This window comes from Deinococcus planocerae, from assembly GCF_002869765.1.
Classification (GTDB): Bacteria; Deinococcota; Deinococci; order Deinococcales; family Deinococcaceae; genus Deinococcus; species Deinococcus planocerae.
Genome location: NZ_PNOR01000004.1, coordinates 98,250 through 117,916 on the forward strand (window position 1 = coordinate 98,250; position 19,667 = coordinate 117,916).

19 protein-coding genes are annotated in these 19,667 nt (G+C 71.6%); 9 read left to right on the forward strand and 10 right to left on the reverse strand.

Going from position 1 to position 19,667, the window contains the following annotated elements; all coding sequences use genetic code 11:
- Positions 1 to 44: 44 nt before the first annotated feature.
- Positions 45 to 1,433 (forward strand): alpha/beta hydrolase family protein, encoded by a 1,389-nt coding sequence (locus A7B18_RS03350; RefSeq protein WP_102125241.1) that lies wholly within the window; start codon positions 45 to 47, stop codon positions 1,431 to 1,433.
- Positions 1,434 to 1,488: 55 nt separating this feature from the next.
- On the opposite strand, the gene A7B18_RS03355 is transcribed toward A7B18_RS03350, so the two are convergent.
- The 6 genes from A7B18_RS03355 to A7B18_RS03380 all read right to left on the reverse strand — a co-directional run bounded on the left by A7B18_RS03355 (position 1,489) and on the right by A7B18_RS03380 (position 6,379).
- Positions 1,489 to 2,115: a thiamine diphosphokinase gene (locus A7B18_RS03355; protein ID WP_102125242.1), complete on the reverse strand. Its 627-nt coding sequence runs from the start codon at positions 2,113 to 2,115 to the stop codon at positions 1,489 to 1,491.
- Entirely contained in the window at positions 2,112 to 3,092 is a 981-nt protein-coding gene (locus A7B18_RS03360) for an ABC transporter ATP-binding protein (RefSeq protein WP_102125243.1), read from the reverse strand. Before A7B18_RS03360 ends, A7B18_RS03355 begins: the two co-directional genes overlap by 4 nt.
- Positions 3,089 to 3,421, reverse strand: a complete 333-nt coding sequence (locus tag A7B18_RS03365; RefSeq protein ID WP_102125316.1) for a type II toxin-antitoxin system PemK/MazF family toxin — start codon at positions 3,419 to 3,421, stop codon at positions 3,089 to 3,091. Before A7B18_RS03365 ends, A7B18_RS03360 begins: the two co-directional genes overlap by 4 nt.
- Positions 3,418 to 3,675: an AbrB/MazE/SpoVT family DNA-binding domain-containing protein gene (locus A7B18_RS03370; RefSeq protein WP_102125244.1), complete on the reverse strand. Its 258-nt coding sequence runs from the start codon at positions 3,673 to 3,675 to the stop codon at positions 3,418 to 3,420. The genes A7B18_RS03365 and A7B18_RS03370 overlap by 4 nt, the downstream gene beginning before the upstream one ends.
- 37 nt (positions 3,676 to 3,712) lie before the next feature.
- Positions 3,713 to 5,257, reverse strand: coding sequence for an ABC transporter permease (locus tag A7B18_RS03375; protein WP_102125245.1), 1,545 nt, complete (start codon positions 5,255 to 5,257; stop codon positions 3,713 to 3,715).
- Between the two features lie 372 nt (positions 5,258 to 5,629).
- Positions 5,630 to 6,379 carry a GNAT family N-acetyltransferase gene (locus A7B18_RS03380; protein WP_102125246.1) on the reverse strand — a complete coding sequence of 250 codons (750 nt, stop codon included), beginning with the start codon at positions 6,377 to 6,379 and terminating at the stop codon, positions 5,630 to 5,632.
- 71 nt (positions 6,380 to 6,450) lie between these two features.
- On the opposite strand from A7B18_RS03380, the gene A7B18_RS03385 reads away from it, so the two are divergent.
- Complete coding sequence (locus tag A7B18_RS03385) at positions 6,451 to 8,865, forward strand: glutamine--tRNA ligase/YqeY domain fusion protein (RefSeq protein WP_102125247.1); 2,415 nt, start codon at positions 6,451 to 6,453, stop codon at positions 8,863 to 8,865.
- Between the two features lie 8 nt (positions 8,866 to 8,873).
- Here the strand turns inward: A7B18_RS03385 and A7B18_RS21835 are convergent, their stop codons facing one another.
- Positions 8,874 to 9,329 carry a hypothetical protein gene (locus tag A7B18_RS21835; protein WP_180969998.1) on the reverse strand — a complete coding sequence of 152 codons (456 nt, stop codon included), beginning with the start codon at positions 9,327 to 9,329 and terminating at the stop codon, positions 8,874 to 8,876.
- A 119-nt stretch (positions 9,330 to 9,448) separates the two neighbouring features.
- Here A7B18_RS21835 and A7B18_RS03395 point away from each other — a divergent pair, with 119 nt between their 5' ends.
- Together A7B18_RS03395 and A7B18_RS03400 are read left to right on the forward strand one after the other, a co-directional pair.
- Positions 9,449 to 10,021, forward strand: coding sequence for a hypothetical protein (locus A7B18_RS03395; protein WP_102125248.1), 573 nt, complete (start codon positions 9,449 to 9,451; stop codon positions 10,019 to 10,021).
- 258 nt (positions 10,022 to 10,279) lie between these two features.
- On the forward strand, positions 10,280 to 11,086 hold the full coding sequence (locus tag A7B18_RS03400) for a hypothetical protein (protein ID WP_102125249.1): 807 nt from the start codon (positions 10,280 to 10,282) through the stop codon (positions 11,084 to 11,086).
- Positions 11,087 to 11,156: 70 nt separating this feature from the next.
- On the opposite strand, the gene A7B18_RS03405 is transcribed toward A7B18_RS03400, so the two are convergent.
- The gene (locus tag A7B18_RS03405) at positions 11,157 to 12,557 is read right to left on the reverse strand and encodes a tetratricopeptide repeat protein (protein ID WP_102125250.1); all 1,401 of its coding nucleotides are present in this window, start codon (positions 12,555 to 12,557) and stop codon (positions 11,157 to 11,159) included.
- Positions 12,558 to 12,883: 326 nt separating this feature from the next.
- On the opposite strand from A7B18_RS03405, the gene ftsH reads away from it, so the two are divergent.
- On the forward strand, positions 12,884 to 14,743 hold the full coding sequence (gene ftsH / locus A7B18_RS03410; RefSeq protein WP_102125251.1) for an ATP-dependent zinc metalloprotease FtsH: 1,860 nt from the start codon (positions 12,884 to 12,886) through the stop codon (positions 14,741 to 14,743).
- Positions 14,744 to 14,806: 63 nt separating this feature from the next.
- Here the strand turns inward: ftsH and A7B18_RS03415 are convergent, their stop codons facing one another.
- Together A7B18_RS03415 and A7B18_RS03420 are read right to left on the reverse strand one after the other, a co-directional pair.
- Positions 14,807 to 15,325 (reverse strand): DinB family protein, encoded by a 519-nt coding sequence (locus A7B18_RS03415; protein WP_102125252.1) that lies wholly within the window; start codon positions 15,323 to 15,325, stop codon positions 14,807 to 14,809.
- 8 nt (positions 15,326 to 15,333) lie between these two features.
- The gene (locus A7B18_RS03420) at positions 15,334 to 15,855 is read right to left on the reverse strand and encodes a DinB family protein (protein WP_102125253.1); all 522 of its coding nucleotides are present in this window, start codon (positions 15,853 to 15,855) and stop codon (positions 15,334 to 15,336) included.
- Between the two features lie 124 nt (positions 15,856 to 15,979).
- On the opposite strand from A7B18_RS03420, the gene A7B18_RS03425 reads away from it, so the two are divergent.
- The 4 genes from A7B18_RS03425 to A7B18_RS03440 all read left to right on the forward strand — a co-directional run bounded on the left by A7B18_RS03425 (position 15,980) and on the right by A7B18_RS03440 (position 19,605).
- On the forward strand, positions 15,980 to 16,531 hold the full coding sequence (locus A7B18_RS03425; RefSeq protein ID WP_102125254.1) for a (4Fe-4S)-binding protein: 552 nt from the start codon (positions 15,980 to 15,982) through the stop codon (positions 16,529 to 16,531).
- Between the two features lie 24 nt (positions 16,532 to 16,555).
- Complete coding sequence (locus A7B18_RS03430; protein ID WP_102125255.1) at positions 16,556 to 17,860, forward strand: thymidine phosphorylase; 1,305 nt, start codon at positions 16,556 to 16,558, stop codon at positions 17,858 to 17,860.
- Between the two features lie 283 nt (positions 17,861 to 18,143).
- Complete coding sequence (locus A7B18_RS03435) at positions 18,144 to 19,085, forward strand: phosphotransferase family protein (protein ID WP_102125256.1); 942 nt, start codon at positions 18,144 to 18,146, stop codon at positions 19,083 to 19,085.
- A 55-nt stretch (positions 19,086 to 19,140) separates the two neighbouring features.
- Entirely contained in the window at positions 19,141 to 19,605 is a 465-nt protein-coding gene (locus A7B18_RS03440) for a hypothetical protein (protein WP_102125257.1), read from the forward strand.
- Positions 19,606 to 19,667 lie beyond the last annotated feature (62 nt).

The following is a 19,667-nucleotide window of genomic DNA, read 5'->3' on the forward strand; positions in this document are numbered from 1 at the left end:
CCTTTTCCGGTGGACGCGCCCTGCCCTCACCCTCTGGAGGTCCTATGTTTGCCCGACCCACCACCACGGCGGCCCGCGCGCTCGCCGCCCTCGCCTGCGGGCTCGCGCTCGCCGCTTGCGGACAGACCACCCCGGTCGCCGAGACCCGCGCCCACGACGGGCGCACCTTCACGCCGGTCGAGGCCACCACCGCCCCCATCGCGGGGGCCACCCTCTACAAGGGGCAGCACGCGGGCATCCAGGGGCAGGCGAGCTACCTGATCGAGGTTCCCGACAACTGGAACGGCACGCTGGTCATGTACACCCACGGCTACCGCGGCACGGGCAAGGAGCTGACGGTCGATCCCCCGTCCATCCGGCAGTACCTGATTTCGCAGGGGTACGCCTGGGCGGCGAGCAGCTACTCGGCGAACTACTACGACGTGAGGGCCGGGGTGGAGGACACGAACGCGCTGGCGCTGGCCTTCGGGCAGCTCACGGGCGGGAGGTACCCGGCGCCGGGCAAGTACCTGATTATGGGCTTCTCGATGGGCGGGCACGTGGCCGGGGCCGCCGTCGAGAAGGAGACGCTCGCCACCGCGCGCAACAAGGTGAGCTACGCCGCCGCCCTGCCCATGTGCGGGGTGATGGACGAGGAGTACGAGTTCCGCTGGCTCGGCGACTACACCCTCGCCGCCGCGCAGCTCGCGGGCTTCGGGCCCCGGACCTTCCCGCAGAGCGACTACCAGACGCTGCTCCCCGACATCAAGGCGGCGCTCTTCGACAGCACCTCGGGCACGCTCTGGCAGGAGAACGCGGTGCAGGGGGCAAAGCTGCGCGAGATCGCCCGCAACCTCACGGGTGGGGACCGTCCCGTTTTCAACCTCGGGTTCCGGGTGGGCAGCCTGCAAAACGCGGTGTTCGGCACGGGCGGCTCGGACGGCACGTTGAGCGGCATCCTGAACAAGAACCTCTACGGCAACGAGGGCGTGACCTACCGCTGGACGACGGGCGACATCACCCCCGCCGAGGTCGCCTTCAACGCCTCCATCCTGCGGGTGAAGGCCGACCCGGAGGCCAACCGCGCCCGCCAAGGCGGTCTGCGCTGGCTGCCGCGCGTGAACGGCGAGTTCAGCGTGCCGGTCCTGACCCTGCACACGCTGGGCGACTTCTACGTGCCCTTCGCCCACGAGCAGAGGTACCGCCTCGCGGCGCAGGCGAGCGGCAACGGCGACCGCCTCGTCCAGCGGGCCATCCGCGCCCCCGGACACTGCGACTTCACCGGCCCGGAGATCGTCGAGGCCTTTGGCGACCTCGTGCGGTGGGAGCAGACCGGGCAAAAGCCCGCCGGGGACGACGTGCTCACCCCCGCCGTGGTCGCCGACCCGGCCTACGGCTGCCGCTTCACGCGCGGGGTGCGAGCGGGCGTCGAGGCCTGCCCCGCGACCCCCTGACCTACAGCGGGCCGTCGGGAGGACGGAGGGGCGAGCGGTTCGGGCCCCTCCGTCCTCATTTGGCCCCGGCCCACAGCACCGTCACCAGGGCCAGCCCCCCCTCCAGGCTCGCCCGCACCTCGCCGCCCGCCGCCTCGTTGCTGACCGTCCACCCGCTGCCGAGGGGCACGTCCGCTCCGCTCAGGGGCCAGCGGACCCCGCCCAGCCTCAGCCCGCGCAGGTCGCTCAGGGCGAGGACGCTCAGCGTCGCGCCGGGGGGCAGGCGCAGGCGCACCCCTGCCCCGGGGAGGAGGGGGTGGCCGCTCTCGTCGCCGCTGTGCAGCGTCACCCGCAGGCCCTCCCGCGCGAGCCGCACGCCGCCGAGCACCAGGGCCGCCGCATGGTCGAAGCGCCCGCCGAAGGCCCCCAGGAACACGAGGTCGGTGGCCCCCCGTTCCCGCGCCACCCGCACGGCGAGTTCGGCGTCCGTCTCGTCTTTGGCCGCCGGGTGGACCTCGCGCGGCGCGTCCAGCCTCAGCCCGTCCGAGGAGTCGAAGTCGCCCACCCAGGCGTCCACGGCGAGGCCCAGAGCGAGGGCGTGCCGGGCGCCCCCGTCCGCCGCGATCACGAGGTCGGGGCGGGGGAGGCTGCGCAGCGCGTCCGTGGGCACGAGCCGCCCGCCGACCAGAATCCAGGCGGTCACGCGGGAGGCTCCCGGTCGTCGGGGAGGGTGAGCACCCGGCCCTCGTCCACCCGCAGCCGCAGCCGGTCCCCCTCCACCCCGCCCGCCTCCCGCGCGCTGAGGTGCAGGGTGAGCGGCCCGAGCGGGTGCGCCACGGTGACCTCGCTGCCCGTGTCCGTCTGCCGCCGCGCCGTGACGGGGAGGGGGTCACCCTCTCCCAGCCGCACGGCGTCCCCGGGAGTCAGGCGGGCCGCGCCGTTCCCGCACGGCAAGACGTTCGCGTGCCCGAGGAAGGCGGCCACCCAGGCGGTCGCGGGGCGGGCGAAGACCTCCGGGGCCGCGCCCACCTGCACGAGCCTGCCCGCGCGCATGACGGCCACCCGGTCCGCCACCGCCAGCGCCTCCCGCTGGTCGTGGGTGACGAGGAGGACGCCCGCCCGCAGCCGCCGGAACAGGTCGCGCAGGTCGCTTCTCAGCCGGGCGCGCAGTTGCTCGTCGAGGTTCGAGAGCGGCTCGTCGAGGAGCAGCAGGGGAGAGCCCGTCGCCACCGCCCGCGCCAGCGCCACCCGCTGGGCCTGCCCGCCCGAGAGTTCCGTGATCCGGCGCCCGGCGAGGTCTTCCAGCCCGACGAGCGCGAGGGCCTCCCGCGCCCGGCCCTCGGCCTCCGCCCGCCCCGCGCCGCGCATCCGGGGGCCGTAGGCGACGTTGCCGAGCACCGTGAGATGGGGAAAGAGCGCGTAGTCCTGAAAGACGAGCCCGACGTGCCGCGCCTCCGGGGGCAGATTCGTCACGTCCCGCCCGCCGACCTCCACCCGGCCCGCGTCCGGGCGCTCCAGTCCGGCCACGCAGCGCAGGGCGGTGCTCTTGCCGCAGCCGCTCGGGCCCAGCAGGGCGACCGTCTCGCCCACCCCGACGGTGAGGCTCAGGTCATCCACCGCGACTGTCTGCCCGAAGCGTTTGGAGAGGTGGTGGAGGGCGAGGGCGGGCGGGACGTTCACCCGCTAACCAGTCCCATCAGGCGGTCGACCGCCTCCTCCAGCACATCCTCGGGCACACGTTCGATGGTCTCCACGCCCCGCACCCGCCAGTCCAGCGTGTAGACGTGCGAGGTGAGGATAACTCCCCGCGTCTTCAACCCGTCGGGAAGCGGCAATTCGGTGGGATAGCCCTTCGCGCGGCTGGTCACCGCCAGGCAGACCATCAGGCCGGTCACCCGGTTGTAGTGGCTGCTGCTGATCACGAGGCCCGGGCGGCGGCCTCCTTGCTCATGGCCCCGCCTGGGGTCGAAGTCGGTCCAGACGAGTTGGCCCCGTTCAGGCGTGCTCACCACTCCAACTCCCGGCCCACCGGGCTGTATTCGGGAACGTCCTCATACCGCAGCGGTTCCTCGGGCACACCGGCCAGCAGTTCTTCCGACGTGTACCGACTCCGCCGCCGCCGGGCCGGAATCAGGCGAAGCTCACCCCCCGCCGTCACCTCCAGTTCATACTCCTGCCCCGCCTCCAGCCCCCCCTCCCGCACCACGCTCGCGGGCACCACGATCCCGAGGCTGTTCCCGTGCCTGCTCAATTTCACGCGCATCCTCCACCTCCCGTCTGACAGTGTAAGACGTTTGCGGTCACGTGACCTCTCCTTCTCCGCCGTCGAGCAGGGTGAAGCTCAGCGCGGCCAGCAGGAGAAGCACGGTGGCGAGGGCGCACGCCTCTCCCAGGTTGCGCTCGCCGGGGCGGCCCAGCCGCTCATAGAGCCCGGTGCTGAGGGTGGCCCACTCTGGCCGGGTGAGCACCAGGGTCGCGCCGAACTCGCCGAGGACGGTGGCGAGGGCGAGGGCCGCGCCGCCCCGCAGCGCCGGGAGGGTGAGGGGGAGCGTGACGGTCCGGTGCGCCGCCCACCGCCCCGCGCCCAGGGTGCGGGCGGCCTCCAGCGTGCGCGGCGGCAGGGCCCGCAGGGCGGGGAGCACGCTGCGGGTGACAAGCGGAAAGCCCAGCAACGTGTACGCCGCGATCAAAAGGGGCAGCGTCGCCGAGAGGGCCGGGTAGGCGAGGAGGTAACCCACCGCCAGGCTGACGGGCGAGACCATCAGCGGCAGCAGCGAGAGCAGGTCGAGCGCGCGCGAGCGGGCCTGCCACGCGGCGAGGGCGTGCAGCCCGCCGAGCACCGCCGCCCCCAGCAGCGCCATCCCCCCGAAACGCAGCGTGTTTCCGACGAGCAGCGGCGTGTCCGGGTCGCTCAGCACGCCGCGCCAGGAATTCAGGGTGGGGCCGTCCGACCCGATCACCCCCCGCGCCGCCACGGCCACGAGCGGCCCGAAGCACAGCAGCCCCACGAGCGTCACGAGCGCCCAGAGCACCATCCTCACGCCGCCCCGTGCGGCGGGAAGGCCGGAGGCGGGCACCCCCACCCCCCCGCGTGACAGGCGCACGTAGGCCCAGGTCGCCGCCAGCGTCAGGGCGAGTTGCCCGGCGATCAATGCGCTCGCCTCCGAGAGGCGGAGCTGGTAGGCCGTTAGGGTGTAGATCTCGACCTCCAGCGTCGCGTACCGCTCCCCGCCGAGGGCCAGCGGCAGCCCGAAGCTCAGCGCCGAGTACAGAAAGACCAGGATGAAGCCCGCGCTCAGCCCCGGCAGCGCGAGGGGCAGCGCCACCGTCAGCGCCGCCCGCAGCCCCGAGGCCCCCAGTGTCCGCGCCGCGCCCGTCAGCGTCCGCGGCACGCGGGAAAAGCCCCCGTAGGCGAGCCGGATCATCACCGGCAGGTTGAAAAACAGGTTGCCGAGAATCAAGAGGGCGGGCGTCTCGCTGAGGTCGAGGCCCAGCGGCGCCGTCAGCCAGCCGCCCGGGCCGAGGAGGGCGCTCAGGCCCAGCACTGCCACCAGGGTCGGGGTCACGAAGGGCAGCAGCAGCAGGCGCAGCAGGAGGGCCTTGCCGGGGAGGGCGTACCGCGAGAGGAGGAAGGCGAGGGGGGCGCCGACCGCGAGGGCGATCAGGGCGGAGACGGTGGCCTGCCCGAGGGTCCAGGCGAGGCGGGCCGCGAAGTAGGGGTCGCGCCAGACGCCCAGGTTGACGCCTCCCTCGGCGAGGGTGCGGCCCAGGGGGAGGGCGAGGAGGAAGAGGAGGAAGAGGAGGGGAGGGAGGGCGAGGAGCCAGCCGAGGGGGCGGGAGGTCATGGTGGGGTCCTGGGGTGCGGTTGGAAGCGGGGCTGGCGGTGGAGGGGCAGGGGAGCTTGCCACGGGTTACCCCCACCCCCCCAGCCCCCCTACCCCCGGAGGGGGCAGGGGGGAGTGGGTGGTCGTGTCTTTCGAGACGCAAGGTCTGATCTTGTCCCCTCCCGTCTGCGTGCCCACCGTCTCGCTGCGCGAGCAGGGCGGGGCCGTGGGGGCCAGGGGCGTTCGGTCTCTGGCACTCGGAGGGCATTTGGAGAGACGTTTTGAAAAGAGCGAAAGCCATAGCTTCTTTTGCTCCTCCACCTTGACTCGTGGAGCCGTGCAGCAGCGGGGGAGGCTGGGAGGGGGTGAACCGCAACCGCCCCCCAGCGCCCCTCAACCCTCTGTGCGCCCCCGCCAGAAGCGTGGCGTCGCCGTCGCGGGCAGCAGCGCAATCTCCGGCCCCCCCGCACGCTCGGCGAGCCCGGCGGCCTCTCGGGCGGCCCGTTTCTGGCCCAGCCACGCGCCCCAGTATGCCCGCATCGTTGCGGCCACGAGGTCGGTCGCCACCGTGTCGCTTGTGCCGAGGGGGTGAAAGAGCAGGTCGAGGTCGGTCAGCGGGCCGCCGTCCGGGCCGCCCACGGGTTGCCAGTAGGCCACGTCCACGGTGCGCAGGCCCAGGGCGTGCAGGGCGCGGCGGCGGTCGCGGGGGTCCACGCCCGTGCGGGCCTCGGCCTCGCGGTCCGCGGGGTCTTGCCGATCCGGGAACACGCTGTCGGCGAAGATACCCGGCAGGTGGTGCGCGCGCACTTCCCCCAGGGTCGCCCCGTGCAGGGCGCGGCCCACGCCCCGGCCCCGCGCCTCCCGCGCCACGGCCAGGAAGGAGTTGAAGCCCGCCTCCGGCAGCAGGTGGAAGACCGTGCCGCCCAGCACGGCGCCCGCGGCGTCCTCGGCGACGAGGATGCGGTCGCGCCGCTCGCCCCGGCCCTCCCCCGCGACGAGGTGGGGAAAGACCCCGGGCGGGATGAGCATGTCGGGGGCGTAGTAGCTCTCCTCCTGAATACGCCCGAAGGCCTCCAGCGCCGGGTCGTGGGGGTCGGTGACGCGGCGGACGGTCACGGCGGAGGGGGTCGTGGTCGAGGTCATGCCCGGCAACGTAGCGCCGAGGGGGCCGGGGCAACCGTGACGGGCGGGGACCGGGCGGTATCCTGGCACCAATGACCGGCCTGGACGACCACACCGCGGGCGGGGGCGACGCTCCCCGTCTGGCCCCCAATTTCATCACCGAGATCATGGAGCGCGACCTGGAAAGCGGGAAGCACACGCAGATCGTGACCCGCTTTCCGCCCGAGCCCAACGGCTACATGCACCTCGGCCACGCCTTCGCGTGCTCGCTCGACTTCGGCACGGCGCAGGGTTTCGGCGGGCGCTGCCACCTGCGCATGGACGACACCAACCCCGAAGCCGAGAGCATGGAGTTCGCCGAGGGGCTCATGCGGGACGTGCGCTGGCTGGGCTGGGACTGGAACGACCACCTCTACTTCGCCTCGGACCACTACGGGCGCTACTACGCGTACGCCGAGGAACTCATCCGCCGCGGACTCGCCTACGTCGACAGCGTGAGCCAGGAGGAGATGTCGCGGCTGCGCGGCACGGTGGAGACGCCGGGCACGCCCAGCCCCTACCGGGACCGCACCCCTTCAGCGAACCTCGACCTCTTCCGCCGGATGCGCGCGGGGGAATTCCGGGAAGGCGAGCACGTCCTGCGCGCGAAGATCGACCTCTCGAACCCCAACATGAAGCTGCGCGACCCGGTGCTCTACCGGATCATGTACGCCGAGCACTACCGGACGGGCAACGAGTGGTGCATCTACCCGATGTACGACTTCCAGCACCCCCTCCAGGACGCGATGGAGGGCGTGACCCACAGCCTGTGCAGCCTGGAGTACGTCGACAACCGCGCGATCTACGACTGGCTGATGGAGCAGCTCTTCGCCGGGGGGCCGCGCCCGCACCAGTACGAGTTCGGGCGCCGCAGCCTGGAGTACACCGTCGTGAGCAAACGCAAGCTGCGCCGCCTCGTCGAGGAAGGGCTGGTGCAAGGCTGGGACGACCCGCGGATGCCCACCATCGCGGCCCAGCGGCGCCGGGGCGTGACGCCGGGGGCCGTGCGCGCCTTCGCCGCCCAGATCGGGGTGAGCCGCACGAACCGCACGGTGGACATCGGCCTGTACGAGCACGCCGTGCGCGACGACCTCAACCACACGGCGCCGCGGGTGATGGCGGTCCTCGACCCCGTGCGCGTGGTGCTTCAGAACCTCCCGGCGGGGGAGACGCGCCCCCTTTCGCTGCCGTACTGGCCCCACGACGTGATCCGCGATTCGCCGGACGGCCTCGTCGCCCTGCCGACCGGAGCGCGGGTTCCCCCCGAGCGGGCCGTGCGCGACGTGCCCCTGGGCCGCGAGCTGTACATCGAGCGCGAGGACTTCTCCCTCGACCCGCCGAAAGGGTACAAGCGACTGACCAGGGGCGGCACCGTGCGGCTGCGCGGGGCTGGAATTATCCGCGCGGACGGGGTGGAGACCGACGCGGAGGGGAGCGTTACGCTCATCCACGCCACCCTCCTCGGCGAGGAGGCGAAGGCCGCCGGGGTCATCCACTGGGTGAGTGTGACGCACGCCCTCCCCGCCGAGTTCCGCCTGTACGACCGCCTCTTCCGGGTGCCCCACCCCGAGGGCGAGAACCCCGACGACATCCTCCCGCCCTTCGACCCCGAGCGGATGAGCCACGAGACCGAGGCCGTGCCGGTGGACACGGGCTTCCTGCGCTTCCTGAACCGCGACAGCCTGCGGGTCACGCGCGGCTACGTGGAGCCCAGCGTGGCGCACGACCCGGCGGACACGCGCTACCAGTTCGAGCGGCAGGGCTACTTCTGGCGCGATCCGGTGGACAGCCGGGAGGGTGCGCTCGTCTTCGGGCGGATCATGACCCTCAAGGACACCTGGGGCAAGGAGCAGAAGGCGGAAGGCGCAAGGCCGAAGGCCGAGAGGCCGACGCCGAAAGCCGAGGTCACGCAGTCCACGTCTCACACCCCTCAGCCCCTCACCGCCGGGCAGGAGGCGGAGGTCGCCCGCCTGACCTCGCAGGGGGTCGCGCAGGCCGACGCGCGGACCCTGGTGCGCGACCCGGTGCTGGGCGCTTTCTTTGCCGGGGCGGAGGCGGGCGAACACGCCGCGCAGGTCGCCGCGTGGACGGTCAACGACCTCGCGCCCGCCCTGCGCTCGGGGGAGAGCCGCCTCGGGGCCGCCAGCCTGCCCGCCCTGGCGGCCCTCCTGGTGAGGGGGCAGATCAGCACCCGCATCGCCCGGGACGTGCTCGCCCGCGCCGCCGTCTCCGGCGAGGCGCCCGCCGCCCTCGTGGAGCGCGAGGGCCTGCGGGTGGTGACCGACACGGGCGCCATCGAGGCCGCGGTCCGCGAGGTGCTCGGCGCCAATCCCGACAAGGTGGAGGCGTACCGGGGCGGCAAGACCGGGCTGATGGGCTTTTTCACGGGTCAGGTCATGCGCGCGACGGGCGGCCAGGCGGACCCGGGGGTGGTCGCGCAGCTTCTCGCCGAGCGTCTGAACGGCTGAAGAGCTCATCAGTCGTCCTGCCGCAGCTCCGCGTAGGCCAGCGCGGCGACGAGGGCCAGCAGCAGGGGCCGGGCGTCGCCCTCCAGGGCCGCGTCCGCCCCGACGTGCCGCCCGCCCAGCCTTCCGCGCACCCCATCCCCGGTCACGGCGAGGTCCACGTCGAAACCCAAAAGGCCCCCCCAGCGCCCGGTGACGCGGCCTGAGCCGGAGGTCAGCGTCAGGTCCACGCTCATGAACCTCCCGCCGACCCGCGCGACGAGGGTGTGACCCCTCAGGGTCGCCCGCACGTCGGTTCCGATGAGGTGGCCTCCCACACGCCCGGTCACCCGCTTCCCCTCCACCCTCAGCGTGAGGTCCTTGCCACTCGCGCCACCGAGGCGCCCGGTCAGGTGGTCCGGCCCGCCGCTCAGCCTCAGGCCGGAACGCCGCCCGAGGCCGTGAAGGTGACCTGTGAGGTCGGGCATGGAAGCCAGTGTGCCTCAGAGGAGGCGGGGCGGCAGCCCCCGCCCCGCCCTCCCGACCCGCAACCGGAGTTGGTATTCCTCTCATCCCGAGCTGTCTACCCAACCACAGACTGGGACGCATGAAACATCTGCTTTTCCCGACGGTGGCCCAGGCCGACGCCTTCGTGCAAGAACTCCAGTCCCGCGGGGTCATCCAGCCCGAGGTGGGGCAGACCTCGCTCAACCGCAGCGGAGGGATGAGCGGCGGCATGAACAGCACGGGCGGCATGTCCACGACGACCACGACCACGGTGCAAGAAGGCGGCACCCAGTACGTCGAGGGCGGCGTGGCCGAGGACGCGGGCGACGGCGCGATCAAGGGCACGGGCGTCGGCGCGGCGGTGGGCACGGTCGCGGGCGCCATCGCCACGGTGGCGACGGGCGGCCTTGCGGCGGTCCCGGTGATCCTGGGCATGGCCGCCCTCGGCTCGGGCGTGGGTGCCGGAGTGGGCGCGGTGGGCGGCGCGGCGGGCTCGGACGACACGGCGGGCACGACCCGCGGCTACCAGAGCAGCTACGACATCAGCGATGATCAGCACGACCGCCTCAGCAGCGGCACGTCCTCGGGTGGCCGGGCCATCGCCGTGGACGACTCCGTTCCCGCCGACATCGTGGCGGAAGTGGCGGCGCGGCACGGCGGGCAGTTCGTCTAAACCGCTGAGCAAAAGGGGGAGGCAGAGCGTGAGGTTCTGCCTCCCCTGCCTTTTGCCGGAGACGAGCCGCCGCCAACAGGCCGCCCCCTCCGCCAATTCACCCAGTCGGTCGCCCCGCCATCCGGCGCATGTGGGGCGACCGGCCCCTTTCTACCCTGAAGGCGCAGGAAATCCAGCCCGGAGGTGTCCCCGTGTCCCGAAGAACCTCGCCCGCGTCCGCCCGACCCCTTGCCTTCTCCCCGATTCTTCGAGGTTCTGATGGACATGCTCCCCGGCCTGGAGCGTTCCTTCGCGCGGCTTGATCAGCGCGTCCGGGTCGCCCCGGCCCTTCCCGAGCGAGGGTTTCTCCGAACCGTCGCCTTTGCCATCGATGTAGCGAGTGACCGACAGGGTGAGCACTTCCTGGTGCGGCTGCCGCCCGACCCACCCGAACTGAGCGTGCTGGACGTGCGCCCGGAGTTGGGACAACTGCTGCTGCTCGCCCGTGCGGAGGAACGCAAGGACAAGTTCCTGTGTGGCCTCGACGAACGGCACCTCTTCACCGCCGCCGTGCCCGGCGCGGGCGTGCGCGACGTGATCACCGCCATGCGGGCGCTCAAGCCCGCCGCCGTCCGCACGCATGAGGAGCGGCTGGGGGTGCGTTCCCGTGACCGCTTGCGCCGCCACAACCCCGCCTCGTGGCGACAGGGCGAGTGGTTTTTCGTGCCTGTCCCCGACCTCGTGGTGCCCGCCGAGCGCATCCGACACGACGAACCCCTCTCGCGGGGTCCCCGCAGCAAGCCGCACCGCTGCGCGCAGGCCGCCCGGCTGGGCGGGGAGGTCGTGTACGTGTCGCGCCGCCACCGCAGCCCCCTCACCCCTGCCCAGCACGCGCGCCTGCTCGACCGCAACCCGCGCGCCCGCACCTGGGCCTGGGAGACGAGGGTCCGTGACCCGGAACTCTACGTGCGCGGGGAGGTCCGCCACCCTGACCACGCGACCCTGCGCCTGCCCGGCTGGCACCGCGTCCTGATGAACACCGAGAACGAGGCGCCCGGTGCCCGCTTCGTGGCGTTCCTGGACTGACCCGCCGGGCCCACACCTGAAAGCGGGGCAGCGGAGTAAATCGCTGCCCCGCTCCCTCTCGTCCCCTGCGTCAATTCAGCATCCGCCCGCCGCTCTGCCCCATCAGGGCGGCGGCTTTTTTCAGGTGGTCTTGCAGGGTGCCGTGCCAGTCGTCGCTTTCGGGGGTGTGCTCCAGCGCCTGCTGGGCGTGGGCGTAGGCGGCGGCGGGGTCCTTGAAGCCCTGCTGGGCCATCACGTCGGCGGCCATCTGGTGCCCGGTGATCCAGTCGCGGCTGTCGGGCGCGGCCTCGCGCACCACCCGCTCGTAGTGCTCCAGCGCGTCGTCGAGGTGGTAGTAGTCGAGCGCCACGCTGCCCAGCACCAGGCTCGCGGGCACCACCGCCCCCTGCGCCAGCGCCTGCTCGGCGGTCTGCTGCGCCTCCTGAAGCCGCCCCAGCCGGTAGTCGCACTCGGCGAGGTCGGCGAGCACCTCCGGCTGGTAGGGATAGTCGGGGTCGGCGAGCACGGCCTCCAACTTCTCGCGCGCCTCCACGGGTCGGTCGAGATCGAGCAGGGCCACCCCCAGCTCGTGCAGCGCGTAGGGGCGGTCGGCCTCGGTGGCGGCGCCGAGCGCGCCCTCGAAATGGGTCAGGGCCTTCTCGTGCTGGCCGAGGTGGGTCATGACCTGTCCCCACACCAGCGCCACCCCGTAGCTGGGGTCCCCGTGCTCGCGCTCCAGGCGGTCGGCCTCGCGGATCGCCTCCAGCGCGGCCTCCGGCTTGCCCAGGGCGAGGAGGGCCTGAGCGCTCAGATAATGCCAGGTGGCGAGGTTCAGGCCCTCCTCGGGGTCGCGGCCCGTGTAGAGGGGGCGGGCCTGTTCGAGGGCCGCATTCGCCTCCGCCGCGTGCCCGAGTTGCAGCAGGGTCGCCGCGCCCTCCTGGAGCATGATCGCGCGGTTGAGACCAAAAGCGTGGTGCGCCGCCTCCGCGTACAGGTGCGCGGCCTCCTGAAGGTGCCCGAGCTGTTCCTCGCAGTCGGCCTGCCAGCTCCGCAGCCGCCAGCGCAGGTGGGGCGGCAACTCCGAGAGCGGCAGGTGGATATGCTGCGCCTCCGCGGGCCGCTCGGCGAGGGCCAGGGCACTCAGGGCGTGGAAGCGGGCGAGAGGGTCACTGGCCTCACGCACGGGCGCGGCGGGCAGGGTGGCGTCCGGGCCCCGCGAGCGGGCGTCGAGTTCGGCGCTCAGGGCGAGGTAGAGGGGGTCCCCCCGAAGCGAGGGGTCGAGGGTGCGCGCCTCCCGCAGCGCCGCGCCGACCTCGGCGGTGGCGGCGTCGCCGTACAGGGCGTGGACGCTGGCAAGGTAGAGAGCGATGCGGGCGCGCTCGGGTTTGCGGGCCTCACTCATGGCGCTTTCGAGCACGTCGAAGGCCGTCTCGTAATCGCCCCCCGCAAGCGCCGCGCAGGCCTGCTGCCAGGTGGTGGGCACGTCGATCATCACCCCTCAGAATAGCGCGGAGAAGGGGAAGAGTCGGGTTCGTCCGTACGAAGGCGGATACAGACGAGCCGCCCTGCTCCCCCGCAACGTCGCGGGACGGCACGGCAGCTCCCCTCTCCTGCCGCCTCCGCTCCTCACCGCCCCCGGCCCCTTTTGCCGTGCTGGCGCCGCTCGCCAGCCCCCCGCGGGCGCCTCCCCGTCAGGGTTTGGGGACGCTAAAGCCCAGGTGTGACGGCGGATACGCACACGCATCTTGAGTCTGGTACACTCAACTTCAGCGGGGCGTCCTTTGCGTCCCATCGTTTCCCTTTTCCGGAGGATTCCTCTTGAGGCGACTCAATCCCTGGCTGATCGTCCTGTTCGTGCTGGCGCTGTTTTTGATGTTCTCGCAGGCGCCGACGAGCGGACGGTCGAGCGTCAATTACAACGTGTTCAAGGACCTGCTCGAACAGGGGCGGGTCGAGCGGGTGATCGTGCGCGACAACGTGGCGCAGGTGGCGCTGACCGAGCCCACCAGCGTGTCGGTGGCGGGCTCGCCCACCCCGCGCGAGGTGTCGGGCTTCTCGGTGCGGCTGCCGAGCAACCAGGCCACGCCCGACACCGGCCTGATCAATGAGCTGGAGGCGCGGGGCGTGGACTACCGCTTCGACGCGCCCAGCCAGTGGTTCGGCATTTTGATCAACTTCTTGCCCATTATCCTCCTCTTCGGCATGATGTACTTCTTCTTCATGCGCGCCCAGGGCGGCCAGAACGGCGTGATGCAGTTCGGCCAGTCGCGGGCCAAGAAGTATGGCAAGGAAAACCGCGTCCAGACCAAGTTCACTGACGTGGCCGGGCACGAGGAGGCCAAGCGCGAGCTGATCGAGGTCGTGGACTTCCTGAAAAACCCCGGCAAGTACCACCAGATCGGCGCAGAGATTCCCAAGGGCGTGCTGCTCGTGGGCCCTCCCGGCACCGGTAAGACCCTGCTCGCGCGCGCCATCGCGGGTGAGGCGGACGTGCCCTTCTTCTCGGTGAGCGCATCCGAGTTCATGGAGATGTTCGTGGGCGTCGGCGCGAGCCGCGTGCGGACCCTCTTCGAGGACGCCCGCAAGAGTGCCCCGGCGATCATGTTCATCGACGAGATCGACTCCATCGGGCGCAAGCGTGGGGCCGGGATCGGCGGCGGCCACGACGAGCGCGAGCAGACGCTCAACCAGATCCTCTCCGAGATGGACGGCTTCGACAAGACGAGCAGCGTGATCGTCCTGGGCGCCACCAACCGCCCGGACGTGCTCGACCCGGCGCTGCTGCGCCCTGGCCGCTTCGACCGTCAGGTGACCATCGACCTCCCGAACCTCAAGGAGCGCGAGGCGATCCTCAAGGTCCACCTGCGCAACAAGCCGATGGCTCCCGGCGTGGACGTGCCGGAAGTCGCCAAGAGCACGCCTTACTTCTCGGGTGCGGACCTCAAAAATGTCACGAACGAGGCCGCGCTGGAAGCCGCTAGATTGGGCAAGACCCAGATCGACATGAGCGACTTCTACCGGGCGCTCGACAAGATCACGCTGGGGCTGGAGAACTCTTCTCTGACGATCAGCCCCGAGGAGAAGAAGGCCATCGCCTACCACGAGGCGGGGCACGCCGTGACCGCCGCGGTGATCCCCGGCAGCGACAAGCTCCAGAAGGTCAGCATCATCCCGCGCGGGCGCGCGCTCGGCGCCGCCTTCTACCTGCCCGAAGAGCAGGTGTTGATGAGCAAGGAGCGGCTGGAAAACCAGCTCACCGTCGCGCTGGGAGGCCGCGCCGCCGAGGAAGTCTTTATGGGCAGCGTGACGAGCGGGGCCGCCGACGACTTCCGCAAGGCGACGAACATCGCCCGCAAGATGGTGCTGGAGTGGGGCATGGGCGAGAACTTCAAGAACATGGCCCTGACGACCGACTCCGGCCCTGTCTTCCTCGGCGAGGACATGGCGAAGCCCAAGGCTTTCAGCGAGCACACCTCGCAGCTCGTGGACGAGGATGTCAAGCGCATCCTGCACCGCGCCTACGACCGCGCCAAGAGCCTCGTGACCGAGTACTCGGGGGCCATGCACGAGGTCGCCGACGCGCTGCTCTCGCAGGAACTCATCACGGGTGACGTGGTGCGCGACGCGGTGGGCCGCGCGGGCCGCAATCCCCAGCCCATGCCGCAGACGACGGCGTAGGCACAGCCCGAAAGACGATAACCCCCGCCGAGATGCGGGGGTTTTTGCTGTGGCCCGGTGTGGTCAGGGTTTCCAGAGGTTCGGCAGGTAGAACAACAGGTCGAGCGAGGGCGGCCTGATGCCCTGCGTGCGCAGGAGCGCCACAATTTGCGCGGTGTGCCGGACCTCGTGCAGCATGACGTGCCACAGCAGACCGCCCAGCCGGAAGTGTTCCTCGGGCGCGTCTTCCACCCCGCGCTCCAGCTCGACGTCCGTCAGCGTAGAGAGGTAGGCCAGCGTGCTTTGTTCCACCGCCCGCCAGTAGTCCAGCAACTCCGCCAGCGGAAACCCCGCGTAGACGGGGCCGTCCCCGGCGGCTTTGATGGCCGGAAAAACGTCCTCCACGGGCACGTCTCGCAGGATCGTGTAGTGAATCCAGCCGTCCTCCACCGCTGCCGTGTGCGCCACCAGGTCCTTGATACAGCGGAAGCGTTCACCGTCCAGCAGCGGGCGCGACAGCACCTCGTCCGGGACGCCCTCCAGCGCCGCCCACAGGTCCCGGCGGGCACGAACGAGGTAGGCGTAGGTCTCGGGGATGTTCATTCGCTCTCCTATTCCCGCCAGATGGCCCAGTGCTCGTCGAGCGCCTCCATCCCCTCGGGGGTGCGCCCGCCCAGGCGCAGCAGGGCCATGACCTGCCCCCGGTGGTGCGCGTCGTGGACGATGGTGTGCTGGAGGAAGTGGGCGGGATTCGACCGGTACGCGCCCTCCTGCCAGGGATCGGCGAAGGGCTCTCCCGACGCCAGGTGGGACCGCACCGCCTCCAGGGCGGCCTCGTCTCCAGCGGCAAAGGCCGCCGCCAGTTCTGACGGGGGGCTGTTCTGCCAGCGCCACAGGGGGTCGCCGTCCGCATCCTTTTGGGTGGGGTCGAGGAGCGGGCCCGCGTGTTCACGGGACAGGTTCCACAACCAGCCCACACGGAAGCCCGCCATGTGCCGCAGGTGCCGCTCGACCGTCCAGCCCCCCTGGCCGTCACTCAGGTCGAAATCGGCGGGCGTCAGGGCGCTCAGCAGCATCCCGTTGACGCGCCCGTTGCGGCGGAAGGATTCGAGCAGAAGAGTCGGTTCGTTCATGGTGACCTCGGGGGGTGGGGGCGTGAGGAGGCCGGGCGCCCGGAGTATGGGTCATCGGGGCCCCTGGGTTCAGGGTAAGCGCGATAGCCGTCAGAAGCTGGCGTGTTGAGGCGTAGACTGCACCATGACGCAGCCCCAGCCCACCCCCGGCGGCGACGACCTCCTGCGCGGCAAGGCCTACACCGGAGAGGGCGTGACCGTCTCCTACGACGCGCCCCGCTGCGTCCACGTCGCCAACTGCGTGCGGGGTCTCCCCGAGGTGTTCCGCCCCCGCGAGCGCCCCTGGATTCGGCTCTGGAACGAGGGCGACGCCGAGCGGGTGGCCGCGGTCGTCCGCACCTGCCCGACGGGGGCGCTGCACTACGCGCTCGAACACGGCCCGCCGGAGGCGCCCGAGGTTCCGACGACCATCACCCCCGTGCCCGACGGTCCCCTCGCCCTGCGCGGCGACCTTCGTATCCAGACCCCGGACGGCGAGGTGCGGGAGGTGCGCGCCGCCCTGTGCCGCTGCGGCGCGAGCGAGAACAAGCCCTTTTGCAACGGCGCCCACGCGAAGATCGGCTGGAAGAGCGGGGGAGCGACCTCGCCCGAACAGCGAGGCGACGACGAGCACGGGGAGGGGCAGCGGGCGGACGGGGCGCGGGATTCACAGGAAACCTCCTCACAGGAAAACTAGGGGCGCCGCGGCCTACACTGCCCCATGACCTCCTTCAACGTCCCCGACCTGATCCGCAAGAAGCGCGACGGGGAGCCGCACACCCGCGCCGAACTCGACCACCTCGTGCTGGGCTACACGCGCGGCGAGGTGCCCGACTACCAGGTCAGCGCGTGGCTGATGGCCGTGTACCTGCGCGGCATGAGCCCGCAGGAGACCGCCGACCTGACCCTGGTGATGGCCGCCTCGGGTGACGAGCTGGACCTCACCGGGTTGCCGCGCACCGTGGACAAGCACTCGACGGGCGGCGTGGGCGACAAGACCAGCCTGATCCTCACGCCGATGCTCGCGGCCCTGGGCCTGACCGTCGCCAAGATGAGCGGGCGGGGACTGGCGCACACGGGCGGCACCATCGACAAGCTCGAAAGCTTCCCCGGCTGGACCCCCGAGCTGCCCGAGGAACGCTTCCTGGCGCAGGCCCGCGAGATTGGCCTCGCGCTCGTGGGGCAGTCGAGGGACCTCGCGCCCGCCGACGGCAAGCTCTATGCCCTGCGCGACGTGACGGCGACCGTGGACTGCCTGCCGTTGATCGCCAGTTCCATCATGAGCAAGAAGCTCGCCTCGGGGGCGCACACGGTCGTCCTCGACGTGAAGGTGGGGGCCGGGGCCTTCATGCGGACCCTCGACGACGGGCGGGCCCTGGCGCGGGCGATGGTGGACATCGGCACGCGGGCGTCCCGACTGGTGCGGGCGGTCCTGACCGATATGGACGCGCCGCTGGGCCACATGGCCGGAAACAGCCTGGAGGTGCAAGAGGCGCTGGCGACGTTGCGCGGCGAGGGCCCGGAGGACCTCACCGAACTGTGCGTGGCCCTCGCGGTGGAGGCGCTGGCGGCGTACGGCGAGGACGCGGGGCAGGCGGAGGCCCGCGCCCGCGCAACGCTCACGGACGGCTCGGCCCTCGCCAAGTTCCGCGCCTTCATCGCGGCGCAGGGCGGGGACGCGTCCCTGGTGGACGAGCCCGCCCGGCTCGACGTGGCGCCCGGACGCGCGGAGGTCGTGGCCCCCTCCTCCGGCTTCGTGGCGGGCATCGACGCGCTGGCGGTGGGCCGGGCGGTCCTCGCCCTCGGCGGCGGGCGCCATCTCTTGGGCGAGACCATCGACCACGGGGTGGGGGTGGAGCTGCTGAAAAAGCCCGGCGAGAGGGTGGAGGCCGGGGAAGCCGCGCTGCGCCTCTACCACCGGGGCGGGCGGGGGCTGGAGACGGCGCGGGCGCTGCTTACGGCGGGGCTGAGCGTGTCGGAGACGGCTCCGGCGCCTCAGCCGCTCATCCTGGGGCGGGAGAGCTGAACCGCCTTGCTTTTTGGGCGTGCGAGTGGGCACGATGGGCGTGGTGAAGTTGCCCGGCCCAGGGTGCAGCAAGCGCGGAGCTTAGCGGGCGCCCCGGTGAGGCCGGGCCTGTAGCACGTACAGAGGAACAGGAGGGAGGCGAGTGGCCCGGTCACGGGTCGCCCGTGAAGCCTGCCTGGACCTCGAAAAGGCCCAGACCTTCCTGACCCCGGCGGGAGGCTGCCCGGTCGGCTGCGCCCGGTCCGGTCTCCCTGCCCGGGGTCCCCCCGCCCCAGGAGCCGCCATGCTGTCACCTTTCGTTTCCGACGCCGTGCGGGTCTCTTTCCCGCAGCGGCCCGACCTCGCCGTCACCCCTGCGGGCGAGGGCGACTACTGCCGCGCCTTCCTGGTGGACCACACTTGGATTTTTCTGTTCGCCAAACACCCGTTCGCCTCGGCGTGTCTGGAGCGGGTGGCGCGGGTGCTGCCCCCCCTGGCGGAGGGCTCCCCGCTGCCCGTTCCGGTGGCGGAGTACCACGGTTCGGTCGCTGGTGTCGGGTACATCGGCTACCGCCGCCTGCCCGGCGACGAACTCACGGCGGAACGCTTCGCGGCCTTGACTCCGGGCCAGCGGAACGCCTTGGCGGAGATGTTGGGCGCGTTCTTCCGGCACCTGCACGCCTTTGCCCCTGCGCGGGCCACCTCCCTGGGCGTTCCCGTCAGCGAGTATCCCTTCGCCATGCAGGATGACGCGTTGCTCCCGGGCCCGGCGAAGGAACTGTACCGGCGCGACCTGGAGACGTTCGCAACGTGGCCAGGGGCGGAGGCGGCCCTGGTGGGCGGGCTGGAGCGCGCGCTGGACGGGTATCTGCGGTTTGCCCGCGCGTGGTCTCCTCCCCTGGTGCTCCTGCACAACGAGGTGTCGGCTGATCACGTCCTGTACGATCCATCCACCGGACGACCGTCGGCGGTCATCGACTTCAACGGGATGATCGTGGGGCGGCCCGCCCGCGATTTCCTGTACCTGTATGGGGAGTACGGCCCCGACTTTGCCGCCGAGGTGCTGCGGGCCTACGGGCGCCTGCCGCCCGGAGAGGCGTTGGAGGAACTGCGTTTCCTGCACCTGTGGCACGTCCTGGCGCGGCTGCTGTGGGCTGTGGAGCACGGCTACGCGGCGAGGGCGGAGTGGTTGCAGGGGCAACTGGACACCCTGCTTGCCGAATCCGCCCTTGACGGCGTTTCTTAACTCTCCCGTAACCCTCGCTCCCCCCGGTCTGGGAGAGGTGAGTTACCCTCGACCCATGCGGACCATCGTTCTGGTCGTGATCGTCGTGCTGGCGGCCATTTTCGCGATTCTCAACCGCAACGCGCTGCTCTTTCCCCACACGCTCAGCCTGGGTTTCGTGACCTACCGGGAGGTGCCGCTGGGGCTGATCCTGCTGCTCACGGGGCTGGTCCTCGCGCTGATCTTCTACTTCTGGGCGGGGGTGTCGCGGCTGCGGGCGCAGGCGGACAGCGCCCGGCTGCTGCGTGACATGGAGGCCCTGCGCAACAGCCTCGACAGTCAGGAGGGCAGCCGCTTCGCCCAGCTTCAGGGCTACCTCGACCAGCGCTTCCAGGCCCTGGGGTCGGGAAGTCCGGCGACCCAGGGCGAGGCGGTGGCGCAAGAACTCGCGGCGACGAACGCGCGGCTCGACGCCCTGGAGCGCAACCTCAACGTGCAGCTCGCGCAGATCGACGATTACCTCAAACGTCGGCTGCGGTGAGGCCAGGGTCGGGCTCCCCGCCCCGCTCCGGCGGGAGTCGGGTTTGTCCGCGCGCTTACACC